13 protein-coding genes and 1 tRNA gene are annotated in these 16,200 nt (G+C 59.4%); 2 read left to right on the top strand and 12 right to left on the bottom strand.

Annotation, left to right across the window (positions count from 1 at the left end; translation table 11 throughout):
- Window positions 1-68: 68 nt before the first annotated feature.
- The 9 genes from ML_RS00525 to ML_RS00565 form a co-directional block, all read right to left on the bottom strand.
- Window positions 69-1,967, bottom strand: coding sequence for a galactan 5-O-arabinofuranosyltransferase (locus ML_RS00525; RefSeq protein WP_010907529.1), 1,899 nt, complete (start codon window positions 1,965-1,967; stop codon window positions 69-71).
- Between the two features lie 2 nt (window positions 1,968-1,969).
- Window positions 1,970-2,734: a decaprenylphospho-beta-D-erythro-pentofuranosid-2-ulose 2-reductase gene (locus ML_RS00530; RefSeq protein ID WP_010907530.1), complete on the bottom strand. Its 765-nt coding sequence runs from the start codon at window positions 2,732-2,734 to the stop codon at window positions 1,970-1,972.
- Between the two features lie 2 nt (window positions 2,735-2,736).
- Window positions 2,737-4,119: an FAD-binding oxidoreductase gene (locus ML_RS00535; RefSeq protein ID WP_010907531.1), complete on the bottom strand. Its 1,383-nt coding sequence runs from the start codon at window positions 4,117-4,119 to the stop codon at window positions 2,737-2,739.
- A 67-nt stretch (window positions 4,120-4,186) separates the two neighbouring features.
- On the bottom strand, window positions 4,187-4,615 hold the full coding sequence (locus ML_RS00540; protein WP_049769610.1) for a GtrA family protein: 429 nt from the start codon (window positions 4,613-4,615) through the stop codon (window positions 4,187-4,189).
- Between the two features lie 776 nt (window positions 4,616-5,391).
- Window positions 5,392-6,222 (bottom strand): galactan export ABC transporter permease subunit Wzm/RfbD, encoded by an 831-nt coding sequence (gene wzm / locus ML_RS00545; RefSeq protein ID WP_010907533.1) that lies wholly within the window; start codon window positions 6,220-6,222, stop codon window positions 5,392-5,394.
- Window positions 6,223-6,271: 49 nt separating this feature from the next.
- A complete protein-coding gene (glfT1, locus tag ML_RS00550; RefSeq protein ID WP_041322284.1) occupies window positions 6,272-7,192 on the bottom strand; it encodes a galactofuranosyltransferase GlfT1 in 921 nt (306 codons plus the stop codon).
- The gene (gene wzt / locus ML_RS00555; protein ID WP_010907535.1) at window positions 7,185-8,003 is read right to left on the bottom strand and encodes a galactan export ABC transporter ATP-binding subunit Wzt/RfbE; all 819 of its coding nucleotides are present in this window, start codon (window positions 8,001-8,003) and stop codon (window positions 7,185-7,187) included. Before wzt ends, glfT1 begins: the two co-directional genes overlap by 8 nt.
- Before the next feature lie 18 nt (window positions 8,004-8,021).
- Window positions 8,022-8,558, bottom strand: a complete 537-nt coding sequence (locus ML_RS00560) for a bacterial proteasome activator family protein (protein ID WP_041322286.1) — start codon at window positions 8,556-8,558, stop codon at window positions 8,022-8,024.
- 15 nt (window positions 8,559-8,573) lie between these two features.
- Window positions 8,574-10,538, bottom strand: a complete 1,965-nt coding sequence (locus tag ML_RS00565) for a DUF6541 family protein (RefSeq protein WP_010907537.1) — start codon at window positions 10,536-10,538, stop codon at window positions 8,574-8,576.
- A 126-nt stretch (window positions 10,539-10,664) separates the two neighbouring features.
- Between ML_RS00565 and ML_RS00570 the strand changes: the two genes are divergently transcribed.
- Window positions 10,665-11,861 (top strand): cysteine desulfurase-like protein, encoded by a 1,197-nt coding sequence (locus tag ML_RS00570; RefSeq protein ID WP_010907538.1) that lies wholly within the window; start codon window positions 10,665-10,667, stop codon window positions 11,859-11,861.
- Here the strand turns inward: ML_RS00570 and ML_RS00575 are convergent.
- The gene (locus ML_RS00575; RefSeq protein WP_010907539.1) at window positions 11,858-12,868 is read right to left on the bottom strand and encodes an NAD(P)H-quinone oxidoreductase; all 1,011 of its coding nucleotides are present in this window, start codon (window positions 12,866-12,868) and stop codon (window positions 11,858-11,860) included. The genes ML_RS00570 and ML_RS00575 overlap by 4 nt on opposite strands.
- A gap of 52 nt (window positions 12,869-12,920) precedes the next feature.
- Between ML_RS00575 and ML_RS00580 the strand changes: the two genes are divergently transcribed.
- Window positions 12,921-13,007, top strand: a tRNA-Ser gene (locus tag ML_RS00580).
- 96 nt (window positions 13,008-13,103) lie between these two features.
- Here ML_RS00580 and lipE read toward each other — a convergent pair.
- Window positions 13,104-14,339 (bottom strand): lipase LipE, encoded by a 1,236-nt coding sequence (gene lipE / locus ML_RS00585; RefSeq protein ID WP_010907540.1) that lies wholly within the window; start codon window positions 14,337-14,339, stop codon window positions 13,104-13,106.
- Between the two features lie 10 nt (window positions 14,340-14,349).
- Window positions 14,350-15,174, bottom strand: coding sequence for a crotonase/enoyl-CoA hydratase family protein (locus tag ML_RS00590; protein WP_162618302.1), 825 nt, complete (start codon window positions 15,172-15,174; stop codon window positions 14,350-14,352).
- Window positions 15,175-16,200: the final 1,026 nt, after the last annotated feature.

Consider the following 16,200-nt stretch of genomic DNA (forward strand, 5'->3'; position numbering starts at 1 on the left):
GATTTGTGGGGGAGAACAAGGCGATTGGGCTAGTTGTTGGATCGCGTCAGACGCGGTGTCTATAGCCATCAGGCGTTACCCATCGGCTTGCGGATGGCTAGCACAAACGGGCCGATGTCTTGTACAGCGAAACGCTGGTCCGCGAAGAGTGCCGCCGGCAGGTCGACGGTATAGCGGCGTACGTTGGGCTGGTTGGGGTACACGTTCTTGGCTAATCGCAAGGTGTAGGTGTTACCTGCGCCGTGGCGCATGACGAATACCGTCGGCGGCGGCCAGGGCAGCGTGTCCAGTGCATGGATAAGCTCGCTGGCCGTCGTCAGCCTGGACCATTGCTGAATTTGTGCTGCTCGCAGGTCGAATTGCGCCAGCGGGTTGGCGTAGTGCGATGTCAATCCCTGAAAGCCCCAGTAAGGATAGTAAGCCAGAAAGCTGTAGTCGGCGGTAAGCACGACAGTCTGATCGCGTGGTTTACCGGTGATGTGCAGGACGGCCTCGTCGATGGCCCAGTAGTATTTTTCGGAGCCCGGTGGCCGCCGATCTCCGCGCTGGCCGTGGCCGTCGGTGTCGGTGTAAGCAATGGTGAGATCCGGGCGCAGCACGTTGGGGATGTCTTGGCTGAACGCGATTGCCCCTGCCAGTCCGATGGCGCTGGCGACCGAGAGTACGGCGCGGTTGTGCTTGGCTAACGATTGAGCAGTTTCGATGAACCCGAACACGCCGGCGGTCACTAGGAGCACGGTCAGTGTTGGTTGTAGTCGGAACGACAGCAGCGTGGTGCGCGCCAATGTGGTCAGAATCGACAGCAGTGACCACAGGTAGACGGCCAGCACGCTGATCATTAGTGCACTAGCCCGCACCGACGAGCTCGTGCGTACTATCAGCCACAGGGTACCCAGCATGCAGATCATCCCAAGCAGAGAGAACTGCAGCATCGGGAAGGCGAGTTCGGCGCCGTCGGCTGGCAGGTAGTGCTGGGCGCTGCCGGTGTCGCTGACCGGGTCATGGGCTGCCCGGGCCAAGAACGGCAGCCAGGTGATGGCCCCGATGGCCGCCGCAATGACGACGATGCCGGCCAGCCGGCGCAGCGGGTCGAAGGTCGCCCGGAAACCTGCACGGCGGCAGAGCGCCGTGGCCAGCAGCAGGGTCATCAGCACCACCGTGAAAGCGGTGTAGGCCAGCAGCAGCGTATACCAGGTGGCGGCGAAGCCGAGGAAAATGCCGGCGCCGACTACCGTGGCCCACCCTCGTTTATTACCAAGCGTACGGTCAGCCTCACGCTCCGCGGCACGCAAACCCGACCACGTCAGAACCAGAGCGGGCGGCAGCAGCACCGTGATCATTGCGGCGTAGGGTTCCGGCGAGCTGTAGACCAGTGTTACTGCCGCGGTGGCGATGGTGACTAGCAGGGCGTATTCGAAGCGGATCATCTGCCACCACAGCACCAGCGTGATGGCGACCGCGATAGTGATGGACGTGATTGCCCACGGCTTGAATATTTCCCAGGCTGGGGTTCCTGTCAGCGCTGCGACGCGGCCGCCGATCCAGAACCAGCCCGGCGGGTAGAAAGGCGGCAGCCCTAGATATGTCATGTCTTGCAGGGCAGCGCTGTCGGTGAGCCTGGTCAGATATTCGGTGCGGAACTGTTGGTCGACGGAGATGCCGAATAGATATAGCTTGGTGGCTCCTAGCGGCATGCCTAGCGTCACGACGGTGAAGGCAGACACGAACACCAGCCCACCGAGTTGCGCGAGGCGCCGGAATCGCCCTGCCTGCCACACCCCGCCAACGGCCAGCAGCCCGGTCAGGCAACCAACCTGGCCGACGGTAGTTAGTGCATGCAGCTGGTTGGATGATGGAAAAGCTGGCCAATGTACCCGGGCAATGGCAATCAGCGACACTGCAGCCACTCCGCTCGCCACCACGGCGGCCAACACAATCTGGCCGAAGCTGGCCAGTGCATTGCGCATGGTCAGATTGGTAGTTTGCGGAAGATGCTTCGCGGGATGTGTCGTAACACCATCATCACATAACGGAATGTTGCTGGTGCCCAAACCAATTCCTTACCTTTAGCGGCTGCGGTAACCGCGAGGTCGGCTACGTACTCCTTGTTGACAGTCAGCGGTGCTTCTTTGACATGCGCGCTCATTCGGGTGCGCACCTGGCCTGGACGGATAACCAGAACGTGAACTCCGTACTCGTGTAAAGCCTCTGACAATCCTAGGTAGAACCCGTCCAGGCCAGCCTTGGTGGAACCGTAGACGAAGTTGGACCGTCGCACCCGCTCTCCGGCGGCTGAACTCATGACAATAATCTGGCCGAACCCCTGCGCGCGCATCTTCTCGCCGAGCAGCACTCCCACAGAAACTGCTGCGGTGTAGTTGATTTCAGCGATCTGCACAGCCTTGCTTTGGTTCTGCCACAGCTCTTCTGCGTCGCCGAGTAAACCGAACGCGACAATGGCCACATCGACGTCACCGCCGGTAAATGCCTGCTCGATCATTCTCGGATGACTGTCGGTGTCTAGCGCCTCGAAGTCGATCAGCTCCACTGACCTCGCGCCCACGGCCGTCATCTGTGCTACCGCGTCTTCACGGTTCGGATCGTCGGGCATGGCGGCTAGCACGATCCGCGCAGGGGCGTTGCGCAGGTAGCGCTTGCAGATGGCCAGTCCTATTTCGGAGGTCCCCCCGAGCAGCAGCACTGTCTGCGGATGTCCTACGGCGTCGAGCACCATATTTAGAGCAACTCCAAACGTCGGGCCATGTCGGAGGAGAAAACCCGCAAGGGGTCGACCTTGCGGCGCACAGCGATCCACTCGTCGATGCGCGGGTACATGGCGTGAAAGGTGTCAGCGGTGGTACGGGAGTCCTTGGCGGTGTAGAGTCGCCCTCCGAGTTCCATGACCCGGCGGTCCAGCTTGTTGACAAATTCGTTGAGTCCGGATTTGATCGGGAAGTCCACGCAGATATTCCAGCCTGGGATCGGGAAACTCAGCGGTGCCTGGTTTCCGGGGCCGAACAGCTTAAACACGTTCAGAAATGAATAGTGACCGCTGCCTTGCATGTCACCGATGATCCTCTTGACCTTGTCGACCGCTTCGGTGGGTATCACGAACTGGTATTGTAGGAATCCTGCTGCGCCGTAGGCGCGGTTCCATTCGCCGAACATGTCCAACGGGTGGTAAAATTGTGTCAGGTTCTGGATCTTGCCTCGGTAGGTGCCAGACTTGCGGTACCAGAGTTCACCGATCGGCATGAAGGTATATTTGTTGGCCAACCCGTTCGGAAAAACATCGGGCAAGGTAAGTAATTGTGGTGCATGAAATTTCAGTGGATTGCGCCGCAGCTTTGCGGGCAACTGGTCCAGCCTGGCTAAGCAGCCGCGTGATACCGCCGCACGGCCCAGTTTCGGGGAAGCGCTGATGGCGTCGAACCAAGCGCTGGAGTAGGTGTAGTCAGCCTCGCTGCCGTCGCTATGCAATGCGATGGTTTCGTCGAGGCTACCGGTGATGTCGCCGTCAGCGATGAAATAGGCTGTCTCGGTCGGCATCATTTCGATGGTAGCGCGCATGATGATGCCGGTTAGGCCGTTCCCACCGACGGTGGCCCAGAACAGTTCGGAATCCTTGCCTGTTGGCGTGAGTCGCCGCACTTCGCCACTGGCGGTCAGCAAGTCCATGCTGCGCACATAGTTGCCGAAGCTGCCCGCGCTGTGATGGTTTTTGCCGTGGATGTCGCACGCGATCGCACCGCCGATGGTTACCTGTCGGGTTCCCGGCAACACCGGTATCCACAGGCCGAATGGCAGGGCCGCTTTCATCAGCTTGTTCAGGTTGACGCCGGCGTCGACGTCGGCCAACTTGGTGTCGGTGTTTATGCAGTGGATGGTGTTCAGCGGGGTCATGTCGATCACTAACCCACCACCGTTTTGCGCATTGTCGCCGTAGGACCGGCCTAGCCCGCGGGCTATCACCCCCCGGCCGTCGGCATCGGCGACCCGGGCCACTACCTTGGATATCAGCTCGGCATCAGGGGTGCTGAGCACGTTTGCCACCGACGGTGCAGTACGCCCCCATCCGGTCAGCCGGGTTGCGGTGGTGGAAACTCCCATGTTCAACATCGTCAAAGAGAGTACCGCTTGGTTCTGCGACGATGCGGGATTTTTCTTCCCGGTAGTCCGGGCTAGTTTAGCGGATCCGGAAGATTACGACCCGTTGTACAATGAAATTGATCACCGTGGCCAGACCCTGTGCAATCACGAAGGCGATGGGTATCGCCCATGGCTCTTGGTAGTGGAACAGGAAAAGGCAGAGATGATTGAGCCCCATCTGCACAGCGAAAGTGATCCCGTAGAGAGCCATGACCGCTGCGAACCGGGTGGTGCTCGGTGACATCTGGAACGTCCATCGGCGGTTGATCATGTAGGAGGTGATAGTCCCTATGACGACGCTGGTGAATTTCGCCAGGTCGACTTGCAAGCCCCCCCCACGATAGAGTGTCACGTAGACGCTGAAGTCGACCGCCGTTGCCAAGCTCCCGGTGACGATGAAGCGCAGCACGTGCCTCGGCAGGTGCAAATGCTGGTGCGACGTGGCCATAGATTCTGGGGGTTCCATTGGGGGCGAGTCTATATAGGGGCTGCTGGGTTCTGGGCGATTGCGCGGTGTAGTGTCTAGGTGGGGCCAGTAACTGGACCAGGTTTGTTCCTTGCAGTTTGGAATGGGTCACTGTGTTGCCCCGGTTGGCGTCTTGGTTAGGGTCTGCCCAAATCGGCTCCGGAAGACGGTGCCTAACCAAATCGACGCGTTCATCAGTTCGTTGGTATTTTTTCGGCCGAGTTTCCGTGATCGCCGACTATGCTGAGGTCGTTCGTGACCTCGACCTCGAGGGGATCGCTGCGCTGCCACAGCCGGTCTAGCTCAGCGGAAAGGTGATTCCGCGCCGCATCTGTCAGAACCATAGATTGGACTGCTTCGTTCACGATTATCGACCTTTTGCGGCGTTCCGGTGCCTCCCTTGTCGTCGAACGTCCAGCTTGCTTTGTCCAGTCTTGGGTTACTGGATTACTCATGTGTACCAAGAATTCGATTCGTCGCTTTTCGCTGTTACCTCGGCCCGACGCAGTCGTCGTCAATATGCGACAAGCATTTTGCAGCCAGTCATTTACCGGGATCCTGACTCTGTTGACGGTTCTATCTTCTGTTGTTGGGCTTGGCCGAATGCATAGTAATTCGGCCACCGACCTCACGTTGAGTGTGGTCTGCGATACTACTAATCGCGGAAGGGTGTGTCATGCAACATTGTTCGGATTTTCCGGCGAGATGCTGCTCGCTCTGTGAAACCAGTCCGATTTCCAGTCGGGTGAGCCTTTTCGGCGGGTGCCCTACTGGGATTACACCCAGTAGGGCACCCGGGCGCGGTATTGCCGCATCGCGAACGCCGCTAAGAGCCACCCAGCGGCTGTTAGCGTCACCACCACTGCCCAATGCCGCAGCTCTTGGTGAGCACCCAACAGTGGTGCACGCACGATATCGAGGTAGTGCAGCAGTGGGTTAAGTTCGACTATGCTTGACCAGCGTCCCTCGCCCTGTTGCCGCAGCGCGTCGTCGTTCCAGATGATTGGCGTTATAAAAAACAACAACTGCACGACTGAGAACAGCAAGGGGCCGATGTCACGGTAGCGAGTTGCCAGGATGCCGAAACACAGTGACACCCACACACTATTGAGGATTACCAACGCCAGCGCCGGAAAGACCGACAGATCGGCCCAAGACCACGGTTTAGGGAAGAGGATCCCAACGACGAGATAGATGATGATATTGTGCGTGAACAAGATCGTCTGTCTCCACACCAGTCGGTAGACATGCACGCTCAACGGTGTGGGTAACTGTTTGATCAGGCCCTCATTCGCGACGAACACTTCAGCGCCTTCCAGGATTGCGGCGTTGATCAAATTCCAGATGATCAACCCAAGAGTGACGTATGGCAGGTGCACAGATAGGTCCAGGTGAAACAACTTCGAATACAGCCCGCCCATCGCAATGGAGGTGGTCCCGGTCGCGATGGTGATCCAGAACGGTCCTAGCACCGAGCGGCGGTAGCGCTGCTTGATATCCTGCCAGCCCAGGTGTAACCACAGTTCGTGGCGGTGTAAGCCCTCGATCAGATCACTTCGGGCGCGAGCAAGAGTGCGTGACTGTGCTGCCGCATCGACAAATGTCATTTGCGCTGCTCCTCCTCATTGTTTTGCTCTTCATCGTCGACGGTGCGCGTCATGATGATCCTCTCATGTCGGGCTTACCGAAATTCTCGCGACGTCCCAAGCGATGCAAGCGAATCCACTCTCGTAGCCCCTTGGGGTCGCGGCGGATAACGAGGAAGAACCAGCTGAACCGAAACCACTCTTGGGCTACCAGCTTGCGCAGACCCGGTTGTGCCATCAGGTAGCCGCGGTTTCGGTAAGTGAAGAATCGCTTGATGGGGTCGTCGGGATACTGGGTGTGCATGCGGCCGCCCAGGATCGGCCGGAACTCGTCGGATCCACAGGGATGTAGGTAGATTGTCTCCAGGCAGGTCCCGAATGGCAGGCCGGAACGTGCCAGCCGCCGATGCAACTCCACCTCGTCGCCTCGTATGAACAGTCGCATATCCGGAACGCCGATCGAGTCTAAGGTGGACGCCCGAAACAGCGCGCCGTTGAATAGCGATGCGATACCCCGCAGCAGATCTTGCCCCTCTTTGGTACGCAATTCGCTTGCTCGCCTATGCCAGCCTAGGCCGCGCCGCAACGGAAACGCAAGCAGTTCCGGATCGTCCAGGCTACACACCATCGGTGACACCTCAGCTAGGCCGTACTTATCGGCGCATGCCAAGAGGGTCGCAAGCATCCGGGTGTCCTGCGGGATCCCGTCGTCGTCGGCCAGCCAAACCCAATCAGCGCCCAGCGTCAGAGCGTGCAACATTCCTAGCGCGAAACCTCCTGCCCCTCCTAGGTTTTTGCGTGAACCCAAGTAAGTGGTTGGGATTGGTTGACCGTCAACAAGATCGCGCACCCGGCTGTGTTCAGCACCGTCGTTATCCACCACGATCAAGTGATCAGGTAACCGGGTCTGGGTGCTCAGCACATCCAACGCCTTGGCTAGCTCGCCGGGACGCCGGTGGGTAACCACGACGGCGCAGACGGATTCACTCATCTCCGGAAGCGTTTTGCGCGGAGGCAGTTTCGGCTATCACCTCGCGCACATGCCGGGCTGCGTCCTCGCCTTCGTAGGCACGCACTACGTCTTCGATGCCGCCGCTGAGCTCGATGACTCCGTGGTCGATCCACATCGCGGTCTTGCACAATCGGGCCAGGAACTCGTTGGAGTGGCTAGCGAAGACCAAGATTCCAGAGCGTTCCACCAAGCTCTGCAGCCGGGATTGTGCTTTCTTCAGGAAGTCGGTGTCCACCGAGCCGATCCCTTCATCGAGTAACAGGATCTCGGGGTCGATGCTAGTGACCACGCCCATCGCTAGTCTGACTCGCATCCCGGTGGAATACGTGCGTAGCGGCATCGACAGGTAATCGCCGAGCTCAGTGAACTCAGCGATCTCGTCCACCTTGCCCAGCATCTGCTTTCGGGTCTGCCCGAGGAACAGGCCGCGGATTATGATGTTCTCGTAGCCGGAGATCTCGGGGTCCATGCCAATCCCGAGGTCGAAAACCGGTGCTACTCGGCCGGTGACCTTCGCCCAACCTCGGGTGGGCTCGTAGATGCCCGAAAGCAGGCGCAGCAGCGTCGATTTCCCGGCACCGTTGTGCCCAACCAAACCCACTCGGTCACCTACGCTTAGCGACATCGTGATGTCCCGCAATGCCTCGATGACGACGACGTTGGAGTTGTTGCGCCCAATGGTGCCGCCCGCCTTACCCAGAACGGCTTTTTTCAACGAACGCGCCTTGGCGTCGAAAATGGGAAATTCCACCCACGCATTGTTTGTCTCGATATGAGGACCCTCCACCATGAACGACTTTCAATCGGCTTACAGGTACTGTCCAGTACCTTGACCGCCGGCTTGTCCTGGTTTGCCCATGCCCGGTGGCAATGCGCTGTGGCGCATTTGCTCCAGCTGTGCACGTGCGGCCATCTGTTGAGCGAACAGTGCGGTCTGGATGCCGTGGAACAGTCCTTCCAGCCAGCCGACCAGCTGAGCCTGCGCGATGCGCAACTCGGCATTCGACGGTGCTGTACTCTCGTTGAATGGCAGGGTGAGCCGGTCGAGTTCCTCGCGTAGTTCGGGCGCCAGGCCGTCCTCAAGCTCCCGGATGCTGGTGGCGTGGATCTCGCGCAGCTGGTTGCGGCTGGCTTCGTCTAGAGGCGCGGCACGCACTTCCTCGAGCAGTTGCTTTATCATGGTGCCTATTCGCATCACCTTGGCGGGCTGCTCGACCAGGTCGGTTAGGGAAGGTTCGTCGGAGTCCCTGCTTTCATCCTCGCCGCGGGTCGCCATGGTCCGCGGATCGACCCCGCCGATGATCTCGATGCTGTCGTCGTTGTCGTTATTCAATCCAAACACCATCCTTTTTCGTACTTTCTAGGCGCGGGTCGCTGTGGCGTTCCCGCTCCACTCGAAGATCCGGGCAGCACCGTTGTCGTAAATTTTCGTCCACGACTTCGATTCCTCTAGTGACACTAGTCCGTCGGGTATGGCAAACCCTTGCACCGTCGGGCTGGTGGTCAGGATGTAGCGAATATTGAACACTCGGACCGCTTCGACTACCCACGGATTGCCAGTGCGCGCGTAAGCCCAGAAGGCGTAACGGAAATAGCCCGGTCCCGTCTGTTGCGGGAAGTCGTAGTGGGTCCATAGCGGATGCAGGTCGGCCACCGCGTACATCCAGGAGCTGCCGTCGGTATTGGAGTTGCCAATGATGGTGTTGTGTGCACCCGGAAGGGTGGCCAAGTAGGACATGGCGTCGAGATCTTTTTGGTTGACCATCACCGAGTCGTATTTATCGCCGAACAGGACTAGATGTCGAAAAAGATAGTGCCAGGCGGTTAACACGGTGGCCGCCACCAGCAGCACCACGGTGGCCGTTGTCCATACGGGTCTGGGCAGCGCGGTGAACCGGGCAGTGACTCGTCGAGCGCCGACGACCAGGAGTAGTACCCCGGCGAACAACGCGATGCCTGCCATCGGCGTCAGCAGCATGGTCACCACGGCCGAGAGCCGTCGCGGGTCATTGTAGAAGAACTGGCTGAAACTTTCTATGGCGGAGCCGATCGGGCCGCGAAACGGTGCCGCCGAGTAGACAGTCGCCACGGTCAACACCAGCCAGGCTATCGAGGGCCACCAGATTTTTTGGTACAGAAGGATTGCCATGCCAATGGCGGCTAACACCACCAAGCCGTATTGTATAGGGAAATCGTTGAGGTGGCGAGTGTGCAAAAGAAGTGCATCGATCACGCCTTGTTTCACGCTCTTGAAGCTGGGGAATGAGTGCCCGGCGATAATGTCGGCCTGGTTTAACACCGCGATGAACTGCGGCGCCAGTATCAGCGCTGTCGGCATCACTACGGCGGCCAGGGTCCGCGCGTCGGCTGCCCGGCTGCGCACTGGATGCAATAGCGCGTTCATTAACCACCAACCCAACAGGAAAAGGCTGACGACGATCCCGCCAGTGAGATGTACCGAGAAGGTGCCCACCAGTGCCAGAATGGCCACCGGTATGCGATCGCGGTGGCGCAACGTCGAGGTGATCAAGACCATCGTTGGTACCGCGACCCCGTAAGCCGCCAGGTTCGGCATCGCGGCGACACCGAACTCGACATAGGGGACCGAGGTGAATGCTGCCGACAGCGCGGCTGCGGTGGCCGACGCCCCAGCGGCGCGTTTTTGTGTCGTAACTGGGCGCAGCAGATGCCAAGTGAGGGTAGCTGCGCTGACCGGAAACAGCCAAACCGCCACTGCCAGTGAGCTCACGGTGTAGCCGGTGGTGGGTGCCGCCCCGGTGAGCTGGCAGTAGACTCCTGCCAGGGCATGCAACACTGACGGGTAATACAGCACCGAGTGCGTCTCGACGTTGCGAAGTTCACCCATGTGGGTGGGCGACGCCTGGCCGGTGTCAAGGATAAAACGCACAGTGTTGGCGTGCCAGACCGCGTCCCAGGTGCTGGGGATGGATTGCCAATGCAGCAGGCCACGGTAGGCTGCCCAGCCAATCAGTAGGGCGCCCAGCAATACTCCAACCGCCACCGTAACCGCTGGCCATCCGCTGATACCTCGGGTTTCGGCCGCGGTGTCGCGGTAGCGGACTAGAAGCAGCCGAAAAGCAATCATCAGCATGCTCACCGCGACCAGAGCGGCCAGTGCTGTCCAACTGTTCCAAGGTATTCCGACCGCGCCAAAAGGAATGATCACCAGCGCAATCACGCCGTACGTCAACGCTGGACTAACCGCAATAGCTATCGGCCAGGTTAGCGCAGCGAAACGCGCGACGATTGTTTCCGGCACGATCAGCAAGAACAATGCGATCAGCGTTCCGCAGCACAGTCCCACTCGACTAGTATGACTTTCTGGGTGACCTTGCTCGCGACGTTCGACTGGTCGGAACGGCTTGGCCGTTTCAGTGGTATCCGCTACCGTCGCGAATTCGCGGAATGGCGAAACTCTAAGGTGGCTGGCATGGCATATGACGCCGCCCGGGTGCGCGGTCTGCACCCGTCCCTGGGTGATGGCTGGGTGCATTTCGATGCGCCGGCTGGGATGCTGATTCCAGATTCCGTCGCGACCACAGTGTCGACTGCATTCCGCAGATCCAGCTCCACCACATCAGGTGCTCACCCGTCCGCGCAGCGCAGTGCCGCGGTGCTGGCCGCGGCGCGTGCCTCGGTGGCCGATTTGTTCGGCGCGGACCCAGCTGGTGTCGTGTTAGCCGCCGACCGCGCGGTCTTATTGTCATCGTTGGCCGCAGCGTCGTCCTCGTGTGCCGGCCTGGGATACGAGGTGATTGTCAGCCGCCTCGACGACGAGGTGAATATAGCTCCGTGGCTGCGGGCGGCACACCGCCACGGTGCAAAGGTGAAATGGGCCGAGGTCGATATCGAGACCGGTGAGTTGCCGACGTGGCAGTGGGAGAGCCTGATCGGCGAATCGACCCGACTGGTGGCCGTTACGTCAGCGTCAGGGACGTTGGGTACCGTTACCGACCTGCGGGCGATGACTAAGCTGGTTCACGATGTTGGCGGGCTTGTCGTAGTTGATCATTCCGCCGCCTCCCCCTACCGGCTGTTAGATCTCAACGAGACCGAGGTTGACGTGGTGGCGGTGAACGCTCATGCATGGGGCGGTCCGCCGATCGGGGCTGTGGTGTTTCGCGACCCCGGGTTGATCGACACCTTCACCTTAGCGTCGACAGACCCCCACGCCGCGGGCCCGGCGCGTCTGGAGGTTGGTTTGCATCAGTTCGGACTGCTGGCCGGTGTAGTGGACAGCATAGAATACCTTGCTGCACTTGATGAATCGGCTCGTGGCAGCAGGCGCGAACGATTATCGGTGTCAATGCAATCCGCCGGTTTGTATCTGAACCGGATATTCGACTACCTGATGATGTCGTTGCGATCTTTGTCGTTGGTGATGGTGATCGGCCGTCCGGAGGTGCGGATACCGGTCGTCAGTTTTGTGCACCAAGGGGTTCCTGCAGACATGGTGGTGCAGCGCCTGGCTGACAACGGAATTCTGGCGATATGTGACCCAAGGTCACGTGTGCTTGACGTACTCGGCGTAAATGACATCGGCGGCGCGGTTACTGTCGGGCTAGCGCATTATTCGACGACGGTCGAAGTCGACCAGTTAGTGCGCACGCTGGCGTCGCTTGGCTAGTGGTGCCGCGAGAGTAAAGTCTCGGTTCCCGAGCCTGCGACGGTCAGCACGATCTTCCCGGAAACCTTCCCTGACAACAACAGTTGGTGCGCGTCAGCCGCCTGTTGGACAGCCATGCGTGCTCCGATGATGGGCCGCACAGAACCGTCGGCGATCATCGGCCAGATCGAGGCCGTGACTGCGGCCACGATTTCGCTTTTACTGTTCGGGCCGTTTACGGGCCGGGCCCGCAGTGTACTGCCGATAATCCGGGCCCGTTTGCTCAGCACCTTGCCGAGGTTGAGCTCGCCTTTTACCCCGCCCTGCAAGCCTATGACGATAAGTTGCCCGTCGATGGCAAGGGCGTCGATATTGCGGTCCAGATACGCCGCGCCCATGATATCGAGGATTACGTCAGCGCCGCCATTCTGCTGCTGCAGCCGTGCGACGAAGTCCTCGTCGCGGTAGTTGATGGTAATTTGGGCGCCCAGGGCGCGACAAAATTCCAGCTTTTCTTCCGATCCAGCGGTGACCGCGACCTTGGCGCCCAACGCTCGTGCCACCTGGATCCCGTGGCTTCCTATGCCACTGGTACCGCCATGCAACAGCAGCAGCTGGCCTGCGCTCAGATGAGCGGCCATCACCAGGTTCGACCACACCGTGCAGGCCACTTCCGGTATTCCCGCGGAGTCGACCACGTTGACCCCCTTGGGGATCGGCATCACTTGGCTGGCGGGAACGGCGACATATTCCGCGTAGCCGCCGCCGGCAAGCAAAGCGCAAACTTCTTGTCCAACAGACCATTCGGTGACCCCTGAGCTGACTGCTGCGACGACACCGGCTACCTCCATGCCGATGATCGCACTGGCCCCTGGCGGGTGCGGATATTTTCCGGCTACCTGCAGCACGTCGGCGCGGTTTACTCCGGACGCTGCAACCTCGATCAGTACCTCGCCGGGGCCTGCTGTGACATCGGGTACTTCCCGCCATACCATTTGGTTGGCTGATTCAGCGACGATGGCGTGCATGTTGTTACGGTACTACCCTCTTATTCCTTATATTGTTGATATTGTTGTCAACGGTGGCGTGGCAGAGCGGCCTAATGCGCTCGTCTTGAAAGCGAGAGACGGCTAAAATCGTCCGGGGGTTCAAATCCCTCCGCCACCGCCGTGCTGTAGTGGTACAGCTATCATGTATCACGCTTGTTTGTAAGTTGGTATGGCCGGTAACGCTGTTTTTTGCATCAGCTCGCGGAGCGATTGTTTAGTGCACCGGTATCTCGGCGGTGATGGTGTTCATTAGCGCGCCGTAGCGCCCGGCGTTTGGGTCCTGGCCGGGCTTGCCACTGCTGATCAAACCGGCGGCCATGCTGCGCTGAGGGTCAGCCCAGATGGCGATGTTGACCAGGCCAAGATGTCCGAACGCCGCCGGAGCGTTGCGTCCAAATGGCCCGAACTTGTTCGTTCCCAAGATGAATCCGGTACCCCAGCGAGCCGGCATCAGCCCCACCACGAAGTCTGGACGTAAACGTCGGCATTCGGCCACTGCACCGAGCAATGTTTCTGAGCGCAGTACCCGTATGCCATCGAGTTCGCCACCCCGAAGCCAGATTTCGGCGAACCGGGACAGCTCGTTGGCGGTTGACACGGTGTTGGATGATGGCACGATGGTGGTGAGAAAAGGCGGAGTGTTGGTGTAGGGGATGACTTCGTGCACGGTTCCACCGATCGCCTTACGGAAGATCGCGGCAATGATCGGAGGCAAAGGCCGTCCGGTGGCATGACTCAGAGCGACCAATGGGACGTCCTCCTCGGCCACGCCGAAGTTGGTCCAACGGAAGCCCAGCGGATCCAGGATTTCGGCGGCCAGAATGTCACGAATTTCCTTACCGGTGGCCGTCCAGATGATCTCGCGCATCAGCGGACCCCAAGTCAGGGCGTGGTAGATGTGTACCAATCCCGGTCGGTAGAATGGTCGCAATTCGCTGAGCTTTTGCTGCGCATACGCGTGGTCGTCTGCGCGGGTGACGTCTGGCCTAGGTCCTGTGGGGAAGGGTACGCCCGCGCTGTGGGTCAGCACATGCCGGATCGTGGTGCGATGTTTGCCGTAGCTTGTGTAGGTTGGCAGATACTCGCAGACCCGGTCGTCGAGTGAGAAGTGTCCCCGCTCCACCAACATATGGACCACGGTCGCGGTGATGGCCTTGGCTGCTGAGTACGCGCAAAATGGCGTGTCAGTCGTGACGGGAATCTTTTCGGCATCGTGCGGATCAGTCGGTGCGTTGCCCCAGCCGTGGCCGATCGCGCGGTTTAGCACAACCCGCCCGTGTTGTCGGATGCATAACTGGATTGCGGGGTGCATGCCGGCCTGGTACCAGTGGCGAGTAGCCTGCCAGATTCGTTCGACGGCGGCGCTGTCGATGTCGGAATGGTCCTCGTCACCAATTGCCGTTACGGCGTCGAGGTCGGTTGGGACGCGGATCTTGCCGTCTGAAGTCAAAGTGGGTGTCCTACTCCCCGATGAACTGCGGTGCCCGCTTGGCGAACGTGGCCGATATGCCCTCGGTCAGATCCTTGGACGGCAGAAAGGCCGCGTTCCACGCAGCGACGTAGCGTAGGCTCTCTGAGATCGCGGAGGTGCGTTGTTGGTAAAGGACATCCTTGACGCCGTAGACCGCTAGTGGCGGGTTGGCGGCGATCTCGGCAGCGGTGGCATGGGCGGCAGCCAGCGTCTTGTCGGCATTGTCGTAGACATCATTTACAAGGCCAATTTTCTCGGCGCGGGTCGCGTCGATGTCTTTTCCCGTCAACGCCAGTTCACGCAGATGCCCGTCGCTCAAGATCAGTGGAAGGCGGGCGAGACTGCCCATGTCGGCGACTATGGCCAGTTTGACTTCCCGCATTGAGAACTTGGCGTCGGCGCTGGCGTAGCGGATATCGACCGCGGAGATCAGGTCTAAAGCGCCACCAATGCACCAGCCGTGCACCGCCGCGATCGTGGGCGTGCGGCAATCAGCGACGGCGTTTATCGCCTTCTGCATCCGCAGCACTTCGGCGTGGAAGTCGGTGCGGGGGCGTGCCAGTGCGCCGTCGGTCAGCAATGGGACGAACTTTCCGCCCATCGCGGGCACGTCCAGGCCGTAGCTAAAATCTTTTCCTGATCCGGTGATGACGACGGCCCGTACCTCACGGTTGGTATCTAGCTCTGCGAACACCTCCGGCATCTCCGACCAGAAGGCCGGCCCCATCGCGTTGCCCTTGCCTGGCCCGATCAGTGTTACCTGTGCAACCCGATCTTTGATTTCGACGGCAACGGATTCATATGCCCGATTTATGTCTGAGCCCATATCAAGACCATAGCGCGGCAGCGGTCTGCCGAGGTTAACGAGGTAAGGACGAAGGTCTCCACCTGCTTGGCGTGTCCACGCAGGGAAAGGGCGCGTACCAGCGCCTGGCGCACCAACTCGTATGCGAGCCGACGGGTGACTAGTAATTCGCCGCAGGCTGCTTGTTCTACCTTTGTGCCGCAAAGTTGACCGGGTCACCAAGCGCGGTTAGGTCCACGCCAGTTTCGCCAACATTGCCCATGTATGCCACGTTTGCATTCACCGCCACACTGATGTGTCGCAAGGAACTTTTTTCGTGCTATAGCCAATGGCTTGCAACAGATCTCATCCTTCCTGAATTATTGACGATCGATATTAATTCTTGCTTATGCCTTTAACTAAAGACGTTATAATTTCGTTGTTGGTAAACTTGTCAACCAATGCGTTTCTGCGCAACAGCTCTCGCGTCGTGGTTACTTCAAACCGGTTGATTGGCATGACGAAATCTGAGTCAGCATTGGCTTCACCCATGGTGGTTCACCGGCGCACTTCGGTGCGCAACATCGCAATGTCGACCTCGGTTCCGTCGGGGGAATTCTGTCGCAACCACGGAAGCACAGGTTGGGATTCTTACGTGACCGTGCGTAGCTTGCGGAAGCAAAATGCTTCCGCAAGCTACGCTAACGGACGGGTTGCTGTACCCCGTACAGTACGGTTACTGCGGTAACAATCGGAACAGGAGTTGCTATACTACTGTAGCTTAGTGTGTCCTTCGGTTAACAGCGCGTGCCAGAAATCATGAAGTGGGTAACGGCGAATCCGGAGACATGGGCGAGACACAATCGGAATTATCCATGCCGCTACCTCATATGCTTTCGCCGCCATGAGCTATAGGCTGTTAATGCAACAGGTTTCGTGTTGTCACCGTTGTTTCGCAACGTTTTCTTCCGATACTTCCTCGAAATCGAGGCCATGGACCTGAAACGGGGTAGAGCGGTGCTGCTCGTCGTAACAAGTGGTTTATCAGACTCAATC

The sequence above is a fragment of the Mycobacterium leprae TN genome (genome assembly GCF_000195855.1).
Lineage (GTDB): Bacteria > Actinomycetota > Actinomycetes > Mycobacteriales > Mycobacteriaceae > Mycobacterium > Mycobacterium leprae.

Coding starts and splice junctions, on each gene's coding strand:
- ML_RS00525 (WP_010907529.1), bottom strand. CDS start 1,967: ATGCGCAATGCACTGGCCAGCTTCGGCCAGATTGTGTTGGCCGCCGTG.
- ML_RS00530 (WP_010907530.1), bottom strand. CDS start 2,734: ATGGTGCTCGACGCCGTAGGACATCCGCAGACAGTGCTGCTGCTCGGG.
- ML_RS00535 (WP_010907531.1), bottom strand. CDS start 4,119: ATGTTGAACATGGGAGTTTCCACCACCGCAACCCGGCTGACCGGATGG.
- ML_RS00540 (WP_049769610.1), bottom strand. CDS start 4,615: ATGGAACCCCCAGAATCTATGGCCACGTCGCACCAGCATTTGCACCTG.
- wzm (WP_010907533.1), bottom strand. CDS start 6,222: ATGACATTTGTCGATGCGGCAGCACAGTCACGCACTCTTGCTCGCGCC.
- glfT1 (WP_041322284.1), bottom strand. CDS start 7,192: ATGAGTGAATCCGTCTGCGCCGTCGTGGTTACCCACCGGCGTCCCGGC.
- wzt (WP_010907535.1), bottom strand. CDS start 8,003: ATGGTGGAGGGTCCTCATATCGAGACAAACAATGCGTGGGTGGAATTT.
- ML_RS00560 (WP_041322286.1), bottom strand. CDS start 8,558: ATGGTGTTTGGATTGAATAACGACAACGACGACAGCATCGAGATCATC.
- ML_RS00570 (WP_010907538.1), top strand. CDS start 10,665: ATGGCATATGACGCCGCCCGGGTGCGCGGTCTGCACCCGTCCCTGGGT.
- ML_RS00575 (WP_010907539.1), bottom strand. CDS start 12,868: ATGCACGCCATCGTCGCTGAATCAGCCAACCAAATGGTATGGCGGGAA.